Genomic DNA, 17,373 nt, shown 5'->3' on the forward strand with positions numbered 1-17,373 from the left:
ATTTGAAATAAAATTTTCAAAAAAAGATGGCAAGAGAAATGTATTCTTATACACTCACTGTTTTAGAAAAAGTAAGTTTTGATACTACATTATTTATCAATGAATTAAAAAAAGCATCAGAACGATTACTTCCTTATGAGTTACGTGAGTTGAAATTATGGTTGAATGGATTTGTATATAAAAATCCGCATTTAGAACCAGCAAGAATTGTACTAACCTAAGTAAGGTTAAGAAAAACAAAATAATTTAAGCTAAGCCTTAAAAACCTTTTTATATTTGCAACTGCAATGTTAAAAAGGTTTTTTGTTTACATATTATTCATCTCCATGTCGTTAAGGCCTGCTTATTTTATAGGTATGGTATCTTATTACGAATGTCATATTAATGAAATTGTAGAAAAATACTGTGTAAATAAAGAAGTACCAGAGTTAAAATGTAACGGGCAATGTCATTTAGCCAAACAATTAGCCTCTGTTAATAATGTTGAAAACGACAATGAATCTGTTATAGACATTAGTCTTGCATTTTACCCTGTTTTTTATCAAAAAATATTAGACGATAACACTCCTTTATTAGTAGCTTACAAGCATAAGGACGAATTCTATCACCTATTAAATTATGATTATTCTAGTCTTAATACATTACTAAAACCTCCTGTTGTATAAATTGTTTTCCCTTATTTGTTTTATCTAAGGAATCTTTTACAATTTTTTAATAGCAAGATTATACTTGCTACAAAACTGTGCCGTAAAATAATAGGCACTCATTCACAATTTACACAACTAATAATGAACCATTTATTAAAAAGAGCCTTATTGGCTTTCTTAGCAATTGCTATAATTTCTTGTAACGAAGACGACAATAACATATCTAACGAAGGAACACATGTTTCTGCTGTAGTTAAATTCGACCATTCTTTGGCCCTTGGAGATCATTTTACGTTAAAAGATAAAAATAACGTTGATCAGAATATAGAATTGACAAAATTTAAATACTTAATATCTAATATTATTGTAATAGATACCGACAATCAGCAAGTACAAATCCCTAATAATGTAGGAGCTCAGTTAATAGACTTAGCTAATACTGATGATAGCAATATGGTAAAAGTATATTTAACCAATATTCCTGATGCAAACTACAAGAGCATCTCTTTTGGAATTGGTGTAAGCAAAGAAGTTGCCAATGGAAGTACGCACGACCAAACCAGATTAATGGACTTAGCCGAACACGATATGCAATGGGCATGGAATCCTAATTCTTATATTTTTTCTAAGATTGAAGGTGCCAACCTAGATACATCAACAACAAGTCCTACTAACTTATTAATTCATTTAGGAGATAAAGGAGATAGTTTTTCTGGATACAGAACTGTGAATTTAGATTTTCCAGAAAACTTAACTGTCAAATCTAATTTATCGCCAAGTATGCATGTAACGGTCGCTGTAGAAGAATTATTTACTCCAACTACCGCTGAACATACTGCTGTGGCTTTTGATGCAGTAGGAGGGCATGGAGCATCTAGCGAGGCTGCTGGTAATTATGCTGATAATTTTAAAACTATTTTTGAAGTTCATCATTTACACATAGAAGCAGCAATCAATTTAGAAGATGTAGCGCAACACGATCATGAAGATAATGATTCTTCAGGTCACGGTCATACACATTCACACTAATACAAATCTATTTAACAATTACAGTTTCTTTGTAGAGGCTGTAATTGTTGATTTTACAATAAAATGAGACACGCTTTAACGCTATTAGCAATACTATTTTATCTCTCAAGTTGTAGTAAAGATGAAAGTTATACTGCTTTGGAGATTCAATTTGAAAAGCCAATTAATTTTCCTGAAACAACCTACAGTTTTAGTGACAATCCAATTACAACAGACGGTTTTATATTGGGGAGAAAGTTGTTTTACGACACAAAACTGTCTTTAAACAACACGATTAGTTGTGCAGAATGTCACAATCAATCTCATGCTTTTACCCATCACGGACATGATTTAAGTGAAGGGGTACATGCAGGTGTTTTTGGTACACGTAACTCTCAACCAATACAGAATTTAGCATTTATGAATGATTTTACTTGGGATGGAGCCAAGGACAAGTTGTTCGATCAACCTTTGATACCTATTACAGAAGCGGTAGAAATGGATGAAACGATGGAAAATGTAGTAGCGAAATTAAAACAAGATGCTGCATACGTAAATTTATTTTCTAAAGTGTTTAAAATAGACAACCCTATTAACAGTATCACAATTCTAAATGCCTTGTCTCAATTTATGGGAACACTGGTTTCATCTAACTCTAAATACGATAAATATACAAGGGGAGAAGAAGGAGGAGAGTTTACTGACTTAGAGAAAAAAGGATTGGAACTTTTTAACCAAAAATGTGCTACATGTCACAGTGGAGAGTTGTTTACAAAACAAGAGTATCTAAATAATGGAATAGGCGAAAACCCTCAAATACCTACTGAAACAGGTAGAGCTAGAATTACATCTCCTAACCCATTTGCAACGATAGAAGAGTTAAAAGAAAGAGACGATTATTACCAGTTTAAAGTGCCTAGTTTACGAAATGTAAAAGTTACCTTTCCTTACATGCACGACGGTAGAATTATTCTACTAAAAACTGTTTTGGATTTTTATGACGATGATACTTTCCCAATGATTACTAAAATGAAAAATTTAGACGAGCGATTGATTAGTAATAATGGTGGAGTTGAAAGCTTAGGAATTCCAATGACAGAAGAAGAGAAAGAAGCTATTTTGGCTTTTTTAGAAACCCTAACAGATTACGAATTTATAAACGACGAACGTTTTGCGAAACCTGAATAAACGAATCCTTACAATACTACTAATTACTTGCTCAAGCTCCTTTGCTTGCGATATTTGTAGTTGTGGAGCCACCAATAGTAGTTTCACCAATATACTTAATGGGAAATACATCGGATTAAGCTATAATTACATGTATTTTCAATACAGACAAAGCAATGCAAATAGAAATATACCATTGGCTAAAGATCATGTAAATACAGTAACGCTTTCGGGGCAATACCAACTTACAGATTACGTGCAAATAAACGCCCTTCTTCCTTATAGATTTAATAACAGGTACAAATTATCGGGAGATGTTAGTAATAGCGGAATAGGAGATGTAAGTGTCTATGGAATGGCAAATGTTTTACACTCTAAAAGTAGACACCGTTTAAAATTTGGAGTAGGTTTTAAAATGCCTACAGGTAAGTTCGATTTGCAAAACTCTAGTTTAAATCAGACTTCTGCAGCTCAATTAGGAACAGGAAGTTGGGATTTATTGTTACCGTTTCAATACAATTACAAGCAAGACAAATGGTTTGTAAATATTAGCGCAATGTATTTTCTGAAAGGAGAAAATAACGATAATTTTAAATTTGGTAACCAAACTCAGGTTAGTAGTCAATTTGCTTATAAAATACCGGTAAATAATAATAAGTTGACCGTGGTACCAAAAGTAGGTGTTAGTTACGATCACTTTTTACCTACTGAACGGTTTCATATTGTAGACGAAAGAACATCGGGACATATGACTTCTGCAACATTTACTTTAGAAACCTATGTGGATAAATATATAGTTGGTGTAAACTATCAAACTGCGGTATCGCAAGAATTAATTAGAAATGAAGTAAAATTTAACAAAGGCTTAGGTATTTACTGTTACTATAGATTTTAAATCCTATTTTTTTTGGTAAGTTTGATGTAAAAGTTAAATATTGAAAGGAAAAGCTATATATTATTTTATTCCCTTTATTTTATGCTCTTTAATAAGCGTAGAATCTAATGCTATGTCCTTTTTTAAACCCGTTTATCAAGCTATAGACGATAGTATTTTTGACCTTTCGTTACTAGTAGAAAAATGGGACTATTTAAAAGCCAATTCAGAAAGTTTTAATTGGTTGATAAATGTTTTACAATACCCTGTGTTTTTTATTGCAATTGTTCAGTTAATTATGCTAACAATGCTTGTTTTTAAGAAAAAAATGGAGATTGTATACATGGTCTTGTTAACCGATTTAATTATATGTGTTTTTATATTTCTGTTGTTTATACTTTTGATTAACTAATAGATTTTGTAGTCAACGTTAGTAATAGTTTATATTTGAATTACCAAAATCATTATAAGTGCTGTTTCAACCTTTTTTTGTAGACATACTACTTCCAATACCTTTAGAAAGACTTTTTACCTATAAGATTACTAAAGAGGAGGCAGAATTTTTAGAAGTTGGAATGCGTGTGGCCGTTCCTTTTGGTAAGAGTAAAATCTACACAGGCTTAGTTCATAAAGTACACGAGGAAGAACCACAAGCATATGAGGCAAAGGAAATTTATCAAATTTTAGATGACACTCCAATTATTCAACCCCAACAATTAAAATTATGGAGTTGGATATCAGTTTATTATATGTGTTCTTTAGGAGAGGTGCTAAGAGCAGCGTTGCCATCGGTTTTTTTATTAGAAAGCGAAACAGTAGTATTACCCAATCCTAATTTTTCTAACGCAGATTCTCTTTCTTCAGATGCTTATTTAATTTACGAAGCTTTACAAAGACACTCCCAAATAGATGTTAAACAGGTAGTAAAGATTCTTTCTAAAAAAAATGTATTTCCAATTTTAAAGGATATGATTGCGATGGAAGCAATTCGTTTAAAAGAGGAAATTTACGAACAATATCAACCTAAACTGGTAAACTATATTCGCTTGGCAAGTGAATGGGAAAGCTCGGAAAAACTGCAAGAGTTATTGGCATTGCTTTCTAGATCAGAAAAGCAAAGAGCTTTGGTATTGCATTATTTTACAATAAAAGCACAACAAAAAGAAAAACCTATGTTAAAAAAGGAATTTTTAGAAAGTGCTGCTATTAGCAATGCTGTTTGCAAAGGCTTAGAAAATAAAGGGATTTTCCAAGTATATCAAATTCAAGAAGACCGAGTTAGCTTTGGAAAGGCAAGTATAGCTATTCCTGTACTTAGTAATGAACAAGAAGCAGCTAGAGTTGCCATAAAAGAATCTTTTAGCGCTAAGGATATTTGTTTGTTTCATGGAGTTACCGGAAGTGGTAAAACAGAAATCTATGCTCACTTAATTCAAGAAGTTATAGACAAAGGAAAACAAGTATTGTTTTTGGTGCCAGAAATTGCCTTAACTACACAGTTAATCATCCGATTGCAAAAGTTTTTTGGTGATGCATTAACGGTGTATCATTCTAAATATTCTCAAAACGAAAGAGCAGAAGCTTGGCATAGAATTCAAGAAGGATCAGAAAAAGCACAAATCATACTCGGTACACGTTCTTCTACACTGCTACCGTTTAAAGATTTAGGATTAATAGTAGTAGATGAAGAGCACGAGTCTTCTTACAAACAATTTGACCCAGCTCCTAGGTACAATGCAAGAGATGCAGCTATTGTACTAGCTAAATTACATGCAACTACTATTTTGTTAGGGTCAGCAACTCCTAGTGTGGAGTCGTTTTATAATACTAAGAATGGAAAGTACGGGTTGGTTACCTTAAACCGAAGATTTGGTAACGTACAACTTCCTAAAATTGAGTTAGTAGACATAAAAAAGAAGCACAAAAAAAGACAAATGAGAGGACATTTTTCTGATACTTTATTAAAAGAGATGGAAGAAGTGTTAGAGCTAAAAGAACAGGTTATTCTGTTTCAAAACAGAAGAGGATATGCACCTTTATTAGAATGCAATACCTGTGGAATATCTCCTCAATGTCCCAACTGCGATGTTAGCTTAACAGAACATAAATACAGAAACGAATTAAGATGTCATTACTGTGGTTATCAAAGATCAATCCCAAAACAGTGCGATGCTTGTGGTAGTACAGATTTAGATAGCAAGGGGTTTGGTACTGAGCAAATAGAGCAAGAGTTATTAGAGTTGTTCCCAAATCATAAAATAGGACGATTAGATTTAGATACAACTAGAGGTAAATATGGATATCAAAAAATAATTGAAGCCTTTCAACACGGAGAAATAGACGTCTTAGTTGGAACTCAGATGTTGTCTAAAGGTTTGGATTTTAGCAATGTGAATTTAGTTGGGGTACTAAATGCAGACAACATGTTAAATTTCCCCGACTTTAGAGCACACGAGCGTAGTTTTCAAATGCTAACTCAAGTATCTGGTAGAGCAGGTAGAGGGCAAAAGCAAGGAAAAGTTTTAATACAAACATTTAACCCTTATCACCAAATATTACAACAAGTAACCACACATAGTTACCTTCAAATGTTTGGAGAACAAATAACAGAAAGAAGAAATTTTCATTACCCTCCTTATTATAGAGTACTTCAGATTACATTAAAGCATAAAGATTTTAATTTGTTGAACGAGGGAGCAGATTGGTTTGGGAAATCTTTAGGGAATACATTTGGAAAAAACCTTTTAGGACCTACGGTACCAAATGTGGGGAGAATTAGAAATATGTATATCAAACAATTAATTGTAAAAATTCCACCAAAACAATCTATAAAAGCTACTAAGGATTATATTAAAAAAGTAAGAGTAATGTTTGAGTCTATTGGAAGATTTAGAAGCATTAGAATGTCTGTAGATGTAGATGCGTATTAGTTTTTAATTTTAATTACGCAACCAATCCTATATAAAATCATCTATTTAAAAAACAAATACGATGAAACAACTATTTACTCTTTTCACATTCCTTTTTTTAATCACTTCCTGTCAAGACAATGAAGATGCTAATTCAGAAACATGTTCAGAAGAAGTTTTTTGTACGCTTGAATTTAGATCTATAGTTGTAACAATAAAAGACAAAGACGAGCAACCTGTTCAATTAGATTCTTACAAAGTAATTAGACTTGATGAGAATAAAGAAATTGCAGTAGATCCAAATTACGGAAATTCGCATACTGGTACTTATGTAATAGCTACCGATGGAACATTTACTGTAAATGAAACCATTGAATTACAATTTATTGGCTTTGTAAACAACCAAGAAGTAGTACGAGAAAATTATACTGTTAATGAAGGTTGTTGTCATATAAGTTTGGTATCGGGTGATGTTGATATTAAATTACCTAATTCCATAACTTCTTGTGGTACCAAAGTAATTGTAGATGCAGGAACTTTTGATACTGCTCCTAGCGACCATATAGTAATTAACAATGTTGAAATTAATGGAGACTGTTTAACTATAAACTATAGCGCAAGTGGGTGTAGTGGAAGTAGTTGGGAGTTGAAGTTGGTGGATTCAGAAATGCTAACCAAATCAATTCCAGCGCAAAGAAGCTTACGATTATCTTTAAAAGATAATGAAGCATGTGAGGCTTTTATAACCAAAGAAATTAGTTTTGACATAACTGATTTACAGTTGCAAGGAAGCTCAGAAGTAGTATTGAAAATTAAGGATTATAGCGAAAACATTTCTTATACATATTAAAAAAAGCAATTATGAGAACGAATTTTTTACAAGTACTAACACTTAGTTCATTATTGTTGTTTAGTTGCAATGACGATAGTACTGAAATTAGCGAAGGGGTAGCTGTTGATGGTGAATTTGCCAGTGATGTAAAATCTTCTGGAGGCTCTTCTAGTGGAGGGAGCAGTAATACTGGAGGAGAGGCTGGTGTAGTAACAGCAGGTGAATGGAACGATTTAAACAATTGGGATTTTTGGAAAAACGTATTGGTTTCAGAGGATTATAAAGGAATGGCTTCTTATTGGGGTTTTTACACCAATCATAGAATTTCTTTGGAAGTTAAAAATGGATCCTTACCAATAAATAATGCCAAAATAGAATTAATTAAAGATGGTATAACTGTTTGGACATCAAGAACGGACAACGAAGGAAAATCTGAGTTGTTTATCAAATTGAATGAATTAACTCAGCAAGTAGATATCAATCAATATTCTATAAAAATTAATAATGTTCCTATAGATCAAGAACTAAAACTTTACCAAGATGGAGTAAACACAATTCAGTTGAATAGTGCTTTTAACTCTAATCGTGTGGAATTGTGTTTTATAGTAGATGCTACAGGCTCTATGGGAGATGAATTGCACTTTTTAAAAGAAGATTTAAAAAGTGTAATCAATAAAGTTAAAACACAAGATTCTGGATTAGATATTTATACATCTAGTGTTTTTTATAGAGACGAAGGAGATGCATATGTGGTTAAGAAAAAAGAATTTACCAGTAGTCTAAATGAAAGTATTGATTTTATTCAAGAACAAAGTGCTGGTGGTGGTGGTGATATTCCAGAAGCTGTACACAGTGCACTTATTACTGGAATAGAGGAATTACAGTGGTCCGAAGATGCAAAAACTAGAATTGCTTTCTTATTACTTGATGCACCACCGCATTATGAGCAAAGCGTAATAACTCAAATTCAGAATTCTATAAAGCACGCGGCTGCAAAAGGAGTTAAAATAATTCCTATTACGGCTAGTGGAATTGATAAAGAAACAGAATTCTTAATGCGTTTTATTGCAGTTGGTACGAACGGGACTTATACTTTTATTACCAATCACAGTGGTGTAGGAAACGATCATATAGAGCCAACCATTGGAGAATACCAAGTAGAGAAACTAAATGAGTTATTGGTACGACTGATTCAGAAGTATTCCAATTAATCCATTTTTATAAAAAGCTTTTAAAACTCCTGCTGTTCATGAACAGCAGGAGTTTTTGTTTTCTAAACCCATACCTTTTGTTGTTTTGTGATGTATATGGTTAAATACATTGTTCATTTGGTTATTCGCAATAAGTATGTATGTTTTTTATATAATTTGCTTGGAAAACTACCAAATCAAATTAAAATTATGAAAACCAAAAGATTGTTTAAAGTATTATGTGTATGTCTATTGACTCTTATTTCCTGTAGCGAAAATAGTTCAGACACAACTACCACCAAGCAAGAAGAACAATGTACTAAAACCTGTGATACAGGAATGCAGTTAAATACAGAAGATTGTTCTTGTGAAGAAATACCTTGTACCAAAACATGTGACACAGGCTTTGTTTTAAATTCTGAAAATTGCGAGTGCGAAAAAGAACCTTGCACTAAAACATGTGATACAGGTTTTACATTAAATAATGAGACCTGTGAATGTGAAAAAGATGCAGAACCTTTTAAACCTGTAGTTCTTAAAGTAGAAACAGAAACAGCCACCTTGTCAAATCCTAATTGGAAGATAGAAACAGAGATAGCGGGTTATAACGGAACTGGTTATATTATATGGAAAGGAAATTCAAGATTTGGAGCTCCTAAAGTAGAAGAAGCCCTAACTTACAAAGTAACAATAGCAAAAGCTGGGAATTATCATTTTAAGTGGAAAAGTTATATCGCAAAGAAAGTACCTGGAAAAGCATCAACAGAACACAATGATTCTTGGGTAAGATTTCCCGATGCAAATGACTTTTTTGCTGTAAAGAATAAAGAAGGGCAAGCATTTAGTAGAAAAGTTCCACAATCTAAACACAGTTTTTACTTTAAAGCATATATGAATACTATTGACAAATGGAACAATTGGTGTTCAACTATAGATCATAACTCACACGCTATTTATGTAACTTTTGACACCCCTGGAGAGTATACGGTTTCAATTGCTCCAAGATCTGATTATCATGCTATAGATCAGTTTACTTTAACAGAAGTAGCACCAGATGTGCGATTAAAATAGAATAAAAGACATTTCATACCTAAACACCTCATTTCGGGGTGTTTTTTTATGTTTATTCAGTAAAACTCTATAACAATCTCTACTACAAAAAAACTCAACCTCACTATATTTTACATAATTTAAGAGTTAATAATCTTATGTTTGTTATTCACAATAAATAGAATGTTTAAATATATTTTTAATAATGAATAGATTATGGATGTTGTTTTTACTAAGTATTTCTGCTTTGACCTTAGTAAAAGCTCAAAACAAACCTAATATCCTTTGGATTATTACGGATGACCACAGGGCAGATGCTTTGGAATGTTATAACAAAGCAACTACTGGGAAAAAGAATAGTAAATTAGGTTATGTTTCTTCTCCTAATATTGATAAACTAGCAAGCGAAGGTGTTTTATTTGTTAATGCCTATACAAACTCACCAGTATGTGGACCTTCTAGAGGTTCTATGTTAAGTGGACGTTATCCTTTTAGAAACGGACATTACCAATTTGAACAAACGCATCAAGAGCCAGATTTTGTAAAACCTTCCATTCCACAAACATTAAGGCAAAATGGTTATACAACTACTTGTTTTGGAAAAGATGGAGCGTATATTTTTAAATGGGAAGGGAAACAAACTTTTAGAGATCCCGGACATTACGACCACCATGTAAGTTTTAAGCACGATTTACAAAAGAATGATATAGGAGATTATTGGGGACAACCAGCATATGCTCCTGGGGGTAAATGGAAAGCGATTGGAACAGAGGAAAGAGTAAAAACTCCTGATGGGAAAGTGGTAAAATACTTAATTAAAAAGAAAAAAGGTTTAGGTGAGGTTAGTAAGGAAGACCGTAAACTAAGAAAAGAAATGGAGAAGAAGTACGAGATTCTTCGTTCTTATACGCGTTCTGGAAACAAAGATTTAATTATTGGAGGAGAAAACCCTATGCCCGCAGGTGAAACTGTAGATGGGAAAATTGTAGAAGAATTTAAGTTATATCTTGCAAATCAAAACACAACTTTTACAAACACCTATGGTAAAACAATTAAAGGAGTAAATAGCAATAAACCTTTAATGACCTATTTAGGTTTCCATTTACCACATACTCCTGTATTGCCTCCAAAATCTTTTAGAGATAGGTTTAAAAAAGAAAAATACAAACTACCAAAATTCAGCGAGGCAGAAAAAGCAACTTTTACCCCGCAATTACATAAGTTTTTCAAAACGTTGAACATGACAAACATGACAGCCAAAGAAAAACAACAAGCCATACAAGATTACTATGCTTTTTGTGCCTATGGAGATGCTTTAATAGGGGAGTCTGTCGATGCTTTTAAGAAGTATTGTCAAAAAAATAAGCAAGAATACCTAATTGTTTTTGTTGTGGGTGACCATGGATGGCATTTAGGTGAGCAAGGTATTGAAGCGAAGTTTACAGGTTGGGGAAAATCTACACACGGAGCTATGATTGTGGTTTCTTCTGATAAAAAAGAAGTACCAGCAAATACAGTAAGTAAAGACATGATAGAGTATGTAGATGCTCCTGCAACTATTTTAGAAACAGCAGGTATACCTATCAATACTAAAGAATACGACTATATTGATGGTGTCAACTTGCAAAAATTAATTAAAGGAGATATTGCAAAACGCGATTACATTGTGGGTGAAACAAATGTTATTGTAGGGCATAGAGCTTATTTAAGATCTAAAGATTTTGCTTTTTCTATGAAAACAAGACCTAGCAATTGGAAAAAGTTAATCCCTAATAGAAATGTAAAATGGGCGTTAAATTGTCCGGTTGAACAAGCTGAATTAGCATTGTACGATTTAAGAAAAGATCCTTTGGAAAGAAACAATGTAGCTGCTACCAGAAAATATAAAAAGTTAGCGCAATGGTTTAGAACAAAATTAGGAAACATTGTCTTAGGTGATGGAAGGGTAGAATGTGACTGGTCTAAAGAAAATGTTTACAACATTAGTAGTTTTGCCAAAGGAGCACACGATGGAAAATTAAATATTCCAAAAGATTTAATCCCTTAGTTTAAGAGTTTAAAATTGTAAAAGCCAGCATTTATCTAAATAGATTGATGCTGGCTTTTTATATATTAAAAAAAGGGCTGTCTTATTTTACAACAAACTTTTTAATATAGCTTTTTGCTTCGGTTTCTGCTTTAATAATGTAAATACCATTTAAAGTAGTGGTATCAATAGTTACAGAAGATTTATCCGTATCAATACTTTGTACTAAATTCCCCTGAATATCATATACTCTTAATTTGGTAAGCCCTTCGTAAGTTTCTAAGAAAACTTGTAATGGAGCTCCACTAACTACTGGGTTAGGACTTACACTAAATCCTCTTACATTTCCTTCAAAATTAGCAATAGAAACTTCTTGAATTAAATCACTTGGTGTTTTTGTTACCAAGTTTCCTGTTTCGACTTCTACAAATTGCCACTGTGTCCAGTTACCAGAATAACTAGTTGGCCTTTGTTGAATTTTACTAAATGTTTGTTGATCTTCTGGACGGAAATACATTCCAGTAGCTTTATTTTCTAAATAGAAATAGTCTCCAGTAGCACTAGTAGTTACTTTCTTAAATTTTGTAAAATCACCAAGATATGTATTTGGTACATGTATAATTGTAGTTCCATCAGCATCTCCCAATGGATCTGTACTGCTGCTTTCTGGGCGAATGAATTTGTTATTAGCTGAATTTATTAAATGGAAATAACCATTTCCTGCATCTACCATTTTCCATCTAGAAGCATCACTAGACCATGTATTTGGCACCAATTCTAATTTGATAAAATCATTGGTGCTTCCATTGGTACGTAATCGCATTCCTGTTTGTCTATTTTCAATAAAAAACTCTTGTTCTTCTAATTGCCAGGTTCTTACCCAGTCAACATACATTGTGTTTTTGTTATTGTTGGTTAAATCCGTCTGATTTGCCAAACCTCCAATCCAATCAGCATCTGTTGTCCATAAGTCCCAAATAATATTTAAATCTCTTGTGAAAAATCTATTATAGGTATTTCCGTCTTCATGATCTCCTACATAAATACTCCCCGCAGGTTCCCCATCTAAATAGAATTGTACATTTCTAGCATCTTTCCAATAAGCTCCAAAAATATGAAACTCTTCATTCCACTTAGTCCCCTTTAAAGGGTTACCGCTAGATAGGTTTCTGTTGTCAAAATTTCCTTTGTTACGTACTGTCTCTGGTGTTTTATTTTCATCTGCCTGAAAATATTGAGAACTCATTTGCCAAGGGAGGTCTGGTTGACAACCACAAGTTGGTGCAGGATTGTTTTCTATAATATCAATCTCATCACGGTTGTTAATGTCTCCATTGTTTAACCAGTAAGTTGTATAGGCAGATATGTTAGCAGCTCTAATACGACTTTCGGTATACATTGGGTAGTTAATCTGAGCTTTAGACATAATTCTAGCGGTTTTAAACCATCTAGTAGCACCAGAATCTAAAGTTGCTCTAATCCACATATATCCATCCCATTCTCCTGAGTTTTCATTGTCCGCAGACATTTCAACAGGAATATCGTAATTCCAGGTAGATTTTGTCCACTTATTAGAATCTAGCGAATTGTCGTTAAATTCATCCGTAAGTTCATCTACCTTTACCCATTTGGTCCCAAAAGGTTTAGGATCTGTGTCAAAAGTTGGGGCATTTTGACCAAATACATTGTTTACTCCTATAAGTATTAGGAATGCACAAACGTTAGTAATTGTTTTCGAAAAAAATGTTTTTTTCATTATTATTAGTTATTAATTGTTAGTACTTCAATTTTATAACCGTTTTAATAAAAAAAGAGAAATGAATATTCCTAGTAATGGTTTAAATGATGAAATTGATATTTGGTTTAAACTACTAATTAACTAGACCAAACGATTTGTTCTACAACTTTTTTTGAAAAAAAATCTAGTTTTTAGAGCCTATAATCGGTTTTTGAGACTAAGAAATAGATGAGAAAAAAAATATCCCCCAAGTATATTTTACAAATATTTGGGGGATACGATTAAAGAAAATTAAATGATAGCCTGTTAGTCAAATTTAGCGTAAAACTTACCTTTCCATTTGTCTTGAACCTTCATTACTTGTTCTATAATATCTCTTACACAGCCTTCACCTCCTTTAATAGGAGAAACGTATTTAGCCACTCCTTTAATTTCGTTAGCTGCATCTTGTGGAGCGCAAGGTAAGCCAACAACTTCCATAACAGGATAATCAGGAATGTCGTCTCCCATGTAAACAATTTCTTCGGGTTTTAAGTCGTATAAGTCTAAGATTTCATGATACTTTTCAATTTTATCATGAACTCCCATGTAAATATCTGTTAAACCTAAACCTTGCAAACGTTTTTTAACATCCATATTACTTCCTCCAGAAATAATACAAACAGGATAACCAGCATCTACAGCAGATTTTAAAGCGTAACCGTCTTTAATGTTCATTTTTCGAATTAATTCTCCTCCTGGAAAAATAGTAACGGTACCGTTTGTTAAAACACCGTCAACATCAAAAATAAATGCTTTAATATCGTTTAAAAGTTCTTTATAACTTTTCTCCATGTCTTTTTTGTATTGATTGAGTAACTAATTTATATATTTCTTTATCTAAGCCTGTCAACTGCTCTAAATGTTTGTTTATAGTAGCCTGATCTTCTCTAATTGCAGGACCGGTTTGTGCAATATGTGGCGGTAACACCTGTGTCTTTAAAAAAGTTTCTTGTAGCAAAGGTTGCAAAAAAGTAAAATCAATTTTCTGTTTTTTGCATAAGTCATAGGCTATTCCCATCATCCTATTGCTGAAATTATTTGCAAAAACAGCCGCTAAATGTAATTTTTCTCTTTGCGAAGCTTGTAATACTTGCACTTTAGTAGATATTGCATTGGCTAATTTAAATAACAACTCCAAATCATTTTCAAATTCAGTTTCTATACACAGTGGAACTTGTTTAAAATCAAGATGCTTCTCTTTGCTAAAACTTTGTAAAGGGTATAAAACACCGCGTTGTTTGGCATTTATTTCCTGATATGGCTTTGTCCCAGAAGTATGAACTACCAATCCTTTTAAAGAACTTAAATCAAGAGTTTTAATCACATCATCTGCCAGGCAAATTAAATACACATCTGCTTTAACTAAATGAGTAGTGTCTTGCGTTATTAAAATAGAATCTTGATATATTTTAATAGGTTGTAAAGTCCTATTGTATATCTGAACCAAATTTAAAACAGGATTGTTTATACACTCTTTTATAAAATGGGATCCAACTTTACCAGCACCTAATATGCATACCTTTATCATGCTTCAAAAATAAGAACATTTCTAAACTATTGAATAAATAAAATACATTTGATTACCTGCAAAAAGGATTTTACATTTATAAAAAGTAAATAGTAATGAAATTTTTATATGTTATCATGGCACTTAGTATATTAGGATGTTTCTTTTTTAAATCGAATCCCAAGAACAAGAACACCAAAACGTCTTTTTATGATTTTGTCGTAAAAGACCTACAGGGAAATGAATTTAATTTTTCAACGTTAAAAGGAAAAAAAGTGCTTGTTGTAAATACTGCATCTAAATGTGGTTTAACACCACAATACGAACAGTTACAAGCTATTTATGAAACTTACAAAGAATCTCACAACTTAGAAATTATAGGGTTTCCTGCTAATAATTTCTTGTACCAAGAACCAGGAAATGCCAAAGACATACAAGAGTTCTGTCAACTAAACTATGGAGTTACTTTTCCTATGATGGCAAAAATTGATGTAAAAGGTAGCAATCAAGCAGAAATTTATCAGTTTTTAACTCAAAAGAAATTTAATGGTTACAAAAACTCTAGGGTAAAATGGAATTTTCAGAAATATTTAATAGGTCGTGATGGACAATTGGAAAAAATTGTAAGCCCATCTACCAAACCAACAGACAAAGAGATTGTAGATTGGATTAAAAAGTAGAGGATGGTAATGAAATAAAATAGATTTGATTTCGACCAATGGGTAGATTAACTTTGACACAAAATTAATATTGATGAATTTTAAACTAGATATACTTGCAATAGGTGCACATCCGGATGATGTAGAGTTGGGCTGTGGTGCTACTGTAGCCAAAGAAGTAGCAGAAGGAAAAATGGTTGGAATCTTAGATTTAACGAAAGGAGAATTAGGGACCAGAGGAACTCCTAAAATAAGAGCCATGGAAGCAGAGGCTGCTGCGGGAATACTAGGTGTGTCTGTTAGAGAAAATTTAGGTTTGCCAGACGGGTTTTTAGAGAATACGAAAGAGTATCAGTTAAAGATTGTGGAGGTCATCCGTAAATACCAACCAGATATTGTGTTGTGTAACGCTATAGACGACAGACATCCAGATCATGCCAAAGCAAGCAAATTAACCTCTGATGCTTGTTTTTTAGCTGGATTAAGAGCTATTAAAACAGATATAGGCTATGGAGAACAAGAGGCTTGGAGACCTAAAAACGTATATCATTACATTCAGTGGAAAAATATAGAACCTGACTTTGTAGTAGATGTATCAGATTACATGGATGTTAAAGAAAATGCAATTAGAGCCTTTAAATCTCAGTTCTACGATCCGAATAGTAACGAGCCAGAATCACCAATAACAAGTAAAAATTTTATAGAAAGTGTTAATTATCGTTCAAGAGACTTGGGAAGAATAATAGGTGTTGAATTTGCAGAAGGTTTTACCTCAGAACGTTACGTTGCAGTTAAAAAAATTTCTGATATTTTTTAATTTTTTTCTTTGCCAAAACGTTAAAAGCTCTTATATTTGCAACCGCTAACGCGAAAGCGCGCTAATGGTGATTGTAGCTCAGTTGGTTAGAGCACCGGATTGTGGTTCCGGGGGTCGTGGGTTCGAATCCCATCATTCACCCAAAAAACAAAAGCTCCGTATTTACGGAGCTTTTTTTGTAAGTATACTTTTCTAAAACGTCTAAAATTGCATGGAAAAAGAAACGTTACAAATAGACTTAGTTTACGATATTATTTGTCCTTGGTGTTATATTGGACATCAACGATTGAGCAATGCTATCAAAAAAACGAATGCAAAAGTTAAAATCAACCTAATCCCTTTTAGAATTAGACCTAATATACCAGAACAAGGAATTTCTATTACAGAATATTGGCAGTCTAAAGGTATTGTAGATATAGACGAAGCTTATACCAATATAAAAGAAGCTGCAGAGTCTGAAAACTTAGGTTTTTATCCTAATAAATTTAACAGCATACCAAATACACTAAAACTACATCAGGTTATTTTAAAAGCAGAAGAAAAAGGCTTGGGCTTAGCTGTGTTACATGCTATTCAGTATGCTTATTTTGTGAAAGGAAGAGATTTAACAAAGCTGAAAACAATCGTAGACATTACAGAAGATTTTCTTACACAGAAAGAGGTTACAGAAACCTGGAACAACTTAGATTTTTACGAAACTTTAGTGGTTACCAAAGAGCAAAAAGCGAAAGAAGCTAGAATTAATTCGGTACCTACCTATATAGTTGATGAAAAACATAGAATTAAAGGTGCTGTTTCTAACTATACGTTGGTTGATATGCTAAATCAACTAGCTCCAAAAGAAACGGTAGGGGAGTACTGTGATATTACTACCGGACTTTGTTAATTTTACAGCTCAAAAGAGGAA

17 protein-coding genes and 1 tRNA gene are annotated in these 17,373 nt (G+C 32.8%); 15 read left to right on the forward strand and 3 right to left on the reverse strand.

From position 1 onward, the window contains the following. Positions 1-26 precede the first annotated feature (26 nt). From ACXHHC_RS02270 to ACXHHC_RS02320, 11 genes are all read left to right on the forward strand, one after another. Complete coding sequence (locus ACXHHC_RS02270) at positions 27-221, forward strand: hypothetical protein (RefSeq protein WP_458228034.1); 195 nt, start codon at positions 27-29, stop codon at positions 219-221. Between the two features lie 105 nt (positions 222-326). After that, entirely contained in the window at positions 327-665 is a 339-nt protein-coding gene (locus tag ACXHHC_RS02275; protein WP_458228035.1) for a hypothetical protein, read from the forward strand. A gap of 123 nt (positions 666-788) precedes the next feature. After that, positions 789-1,676 (forward strand): MbnP family protein, encoded by an 888-nt coding sequence (locus ACXHHC_RS02280; protein WP_458228036.1) that lies wholly within the window; start codon positions 789-791, stop codon positions 1,674-1,676. Between the two features lie 63 nt (positions 1,677-1,739). Then, positions 1,740-2,843 (forward strand): cytochrome-c peroxidase, encoded by a 1,104-nt coding sequence (locus tag ACXHHC_RS02285; RefSeq protein WP_458228037.1) that lies wholly within the window; start codon positions 1,740-1,742, stop codon positions 2,841-2,843. 130 nt (positions 2,844-2,973) lie between these two features. Then, positions 2,974-3,717 (forward strand): transporter, encoded by a 744-nt coding sequence (locus tag ACXHHC_RS02290; RefSeq protein WP_458228038.1) that lies wholly within the window; start codon positions 2,974-2,976, stop codon positions 3,715-3,717. A gap of 112 nt (positions 3,718-3,829) precedes the next feature. After that, positions 3,830-4,108: a hypothetical protein gene (locus tag ACXHHC_RS02295; RefSeq protein ID WP_458228039.1), complete on the forward strand. Its 279-nt coding sequence runs from the start codon at positions 3,830-3,832 to the stop codon at positions 4,106-4,108. A 58-nt stretch (positions 4,109-4,166) separates the two neighbouring features. Further along, complete coding sequence (gene priA, locus ACXHHC_RS02300) at positions 4,167-6,626, forward strand: replication restart helicase PriA (RefSeq protein ID WP_458228040.1); 2,460 nt, start codon at positions 4,167-4,169, stop codon at positions 6,624-6,626. Positions 6,627-6,687: 61 nt separating this feature from the next. Continuing rightward, complete coding sequence (locus tag ACXHHC_RS02305) at positions 6,688-7,455, forward strand: hypothetical protein (RefSeq protein WP_458228041.1); 768 nt, start codon at positions 6,688-6,690, stop codon at positions 7,453-7,455. An 11-nt stretch (positions 7,456-7,466) separates the two neighbouring features. After that, entirely contained in the window at positions 7,467-8,648 is a 1,182-nt protein-coding gene (locus tag ACXHHC_RS02310; protein WP_458228042.1) for a vWA domain-containing protein, read from the forward strand. A 189-nt stretch (positions 8,649-8,837) separates the two neighbouring features. Next, positions 8,838-9,698 (forward strand): hypothetical protein, encoded by an 861-nt coding sequence (locus tag ACXHHC_RS02315; protein WP_458228043.1) that lies wholly within the window; start codon positions 8,838-8,840, stop codon positions 9,696-9,698. A gap of 184 nt (positions 9,699-9,882) precedes the next feature. Further along, entirely contained in the window at positions 9,883-11,724 is a 1,842-nt protein-coding gene (locus ACXHHC_RS02320) for a sulfatase-like hydrolase/transferase (protein ID WP_458228044.1), read from the forward strand. A gap of 82 nt (positions 11,725-11,806) precedes the next feature. Here the strand turns inward: ACXHHC_RS02320 and ACXHHC_RS02325 are convergent, their stop codons facing one another. From ACXHHC_RS02325 to ACXHHC_RS02335, 3 genes are all read right to left on the reverse strand, one after another. Beyond that, positions 11,807-13,459: a T9SS type A sorting domain-containing protein gene (locus ACXHHC_RS02325; protein ID WP_458228045.1), complete on the reverse strand. Its 1,653-nt coding sequence runs from the start codon at positions 13,457-13,459 to the stop codon at positions 11,807-11,809. Between the two features lie 288 nt (positions 13,460-13,747). Next, positions 13,748-14,275: a KdsC family phosphatase gene (locus ACXHHC_RS02330; RefSeq protein ID WP_458228046.1), complete on the reverse strand. Its 528-nt coding sequence runs from the start codon at positions 14,273-14,275 to the stop codon at positions 13,748-13,750. Continuing rightward, positions 14,259-15,011: a Rossmann-like and DUF2520 domain-containing protein gene (locus tag ACXHHC_RS02335; protein WP_458228047.1), complete on the reverse strand. Its 753-nt coding sequence runs from the start codon at positions 15,009-15,011 to the stop codon at positions 14,259-14,261. Before ACXHHC_RS02335 ends, ACXHHC_RS02330 begins: the two co-directional genes overlap by 17 nt. A gap of 95 nt (positions 15,012-15,106) precedes the next feature. Between ACXHHC_RS02335 and ACXHHC_RS02340 the strand changes: the two genes are divergently transcribed. The 4 genes from ACXHHC_RS02340 (at position 15,107) to ACXHHC_RS02355 (ending at position 17,352) form a co-directional block, all read left to right on the forward strand. Continuing rightward, on the forward strand, positions 15,107-15,670 hold the full coding sequence (locus tag ACXHHC_RS02340) for a glutathione peroxidase (protein WP_458228048.1): 564 nt from the start codon (positions 15,107-15,109) through the stop codon (positions 15,668-15,670). 73 nt (positions 15,671-15,743) lie between these two features. Continuing rightward, positions 15,744-16,466, forward strand: coding sequence for a bacillithiol biosynthesis deacetylase BshB1 (gene bshB1 / locus ACXHHC_RS02345; protein WP_458228049.1), 723 nt, complete (start codon positions 15,744-15,746; stop codon positions 16,464-16,466). 66 nt (positions 16,467-16,532) lie between these two features. Then, positions 16,533-16,608 (forward strand) — tRNA-His (locus ACXHHC_RS02350). Positions 16,609-16,677: 69 nt separating this feature from the next. After that, on the forward strand, positions 16,678-17,352 hold the full coding sequence (locus ACXHHC_RS02355) for a DsbA family oxidoreductase (RefSeq protein ID WP_458228050.1): 675 nt from the start codon (positions 16,678-16,680) through the stop codon (positions 17,350-17,352). Positions 17,353-17,373: the final 21 nt, after the last annotated feature.

The organism is Wenyingzhuangia sp. IMCC45574, assembly GCF_054182685.1.

Excerpts from the sequence above, each read along its gene's own strand:
- ACXHHC_RS02270 (WP_458228034.1), top strand. The coding sequence starts at position 27 with ATGGCAAGAGAAATGTATTCTTATACACTCACTGTTTTAGAAAAAGTA.
- ACXHHC_RS02275 (WP_458228035.1), top strand. The coding sequence starts at position 327 with ATGTCGTTAAGGCCTGCTTATTTTATAGGTATGGTATCTTATTACGAA.
- ACXHHC_RS02280 (WP_458228036.1), top strand. The coding sequence starts at position 789 with ATGAACCATTTATTAAAAAGAGCCTTATTGGCTTTCTTAGCAATTGCT.
- ACXHHC_RS02285 (WP_458228037.1), top strand. The coding sequence starts at position 1,740 with ATGAGACACGCTTTAACGCTATTAGCAATACTATTTTATCTCTCAAGT.
- ACXHHC_RS02290 (WP_458228038.1), top strand. The coding sequence starts at position 2,974 with ATGTATTTTCAATACAGACAAAGCAATGCAAATAGAAATATACCATTG.
- ACXHHC_RS02295 (WP_458228039.1), top strand. The coding sequence starts at position 3,830 with ATGTCCTTTTTTAAACCCGTTTATCAAGCTATAGACGATAGTATTTTT.
- ACXHHC_RS02305 (WP_458228041.1), top strand. The coding sequence starts at position 6,688 with ATGAAACAACTATTTACTCTTTTCACATTCCTTTTTTTAATCACTTCC.
- ACXHHC_RS02310 (WP_458228042.1), top strand. The coding sequence starts at position 7,467 with ATGAGAACGAATTTTTTACAAGTACTAACACTTAGTTCATTATTGTTG.
- ACXHHC_RS02315 (WP_458228043.1), top strand. The coding sequence starts at position 8,838 with ATGAAAACCAAAAGATTGTTTAAAGTATTATGTGTATGTCTATTGACT.
- ACXHHC_RS02320 (WP_458228044.1), top strand. The coding sequence starts at position 9,883 with ATGAATAGATTATGGATGTTGTTTTTACTAAGTATTTCTGCTTTGACC.
- ACXHHC_RS02325 (WP_458228045.1), bottom strand. The coding sequence starts at position 13,459 with ATGAAAAAAACATTTTTTTCGAAAACAATTACTAACGTTTGTGCATTC.
- ACXHHC_RS02330 (WP_458228046.1), bottom strand. The coding sequence starts at position 14,275 with ATGGAGAAAAGTTATAAAGAACTTTTAAACGATATTAAAGCATTTATT.
- ACXHHC_RS02335 (WP_458228047.1), bottom strand. The coding sequence starts at position 15,011 with ATGATAAAGGTATGCATATTAGGTGCTGGTAAAGTTGGATCCCATTTT.
- ACXHHC_RS02340 (WP_458228048.1), top strand. The coding sequence starts at position 15,107 with ATGAAATTTTTATATGTTATCATGGCACTTAGTATATTAGGATGTTTC.
- bshB1 (WP_458228049.1), top strand. The coding sequence starts at position 15,744 with ATGAATTTTAAACTAGATATACTTGCAATAGGTGCACATCCGGATGAT.
- ACXHHC_RS02355 (WP_458228050.1), top strand. The coding sequence starts at position 16,678 with ATGGAAAAAGAAACGTTACAAATAGACTTAGTTTACGATATTATTTGT.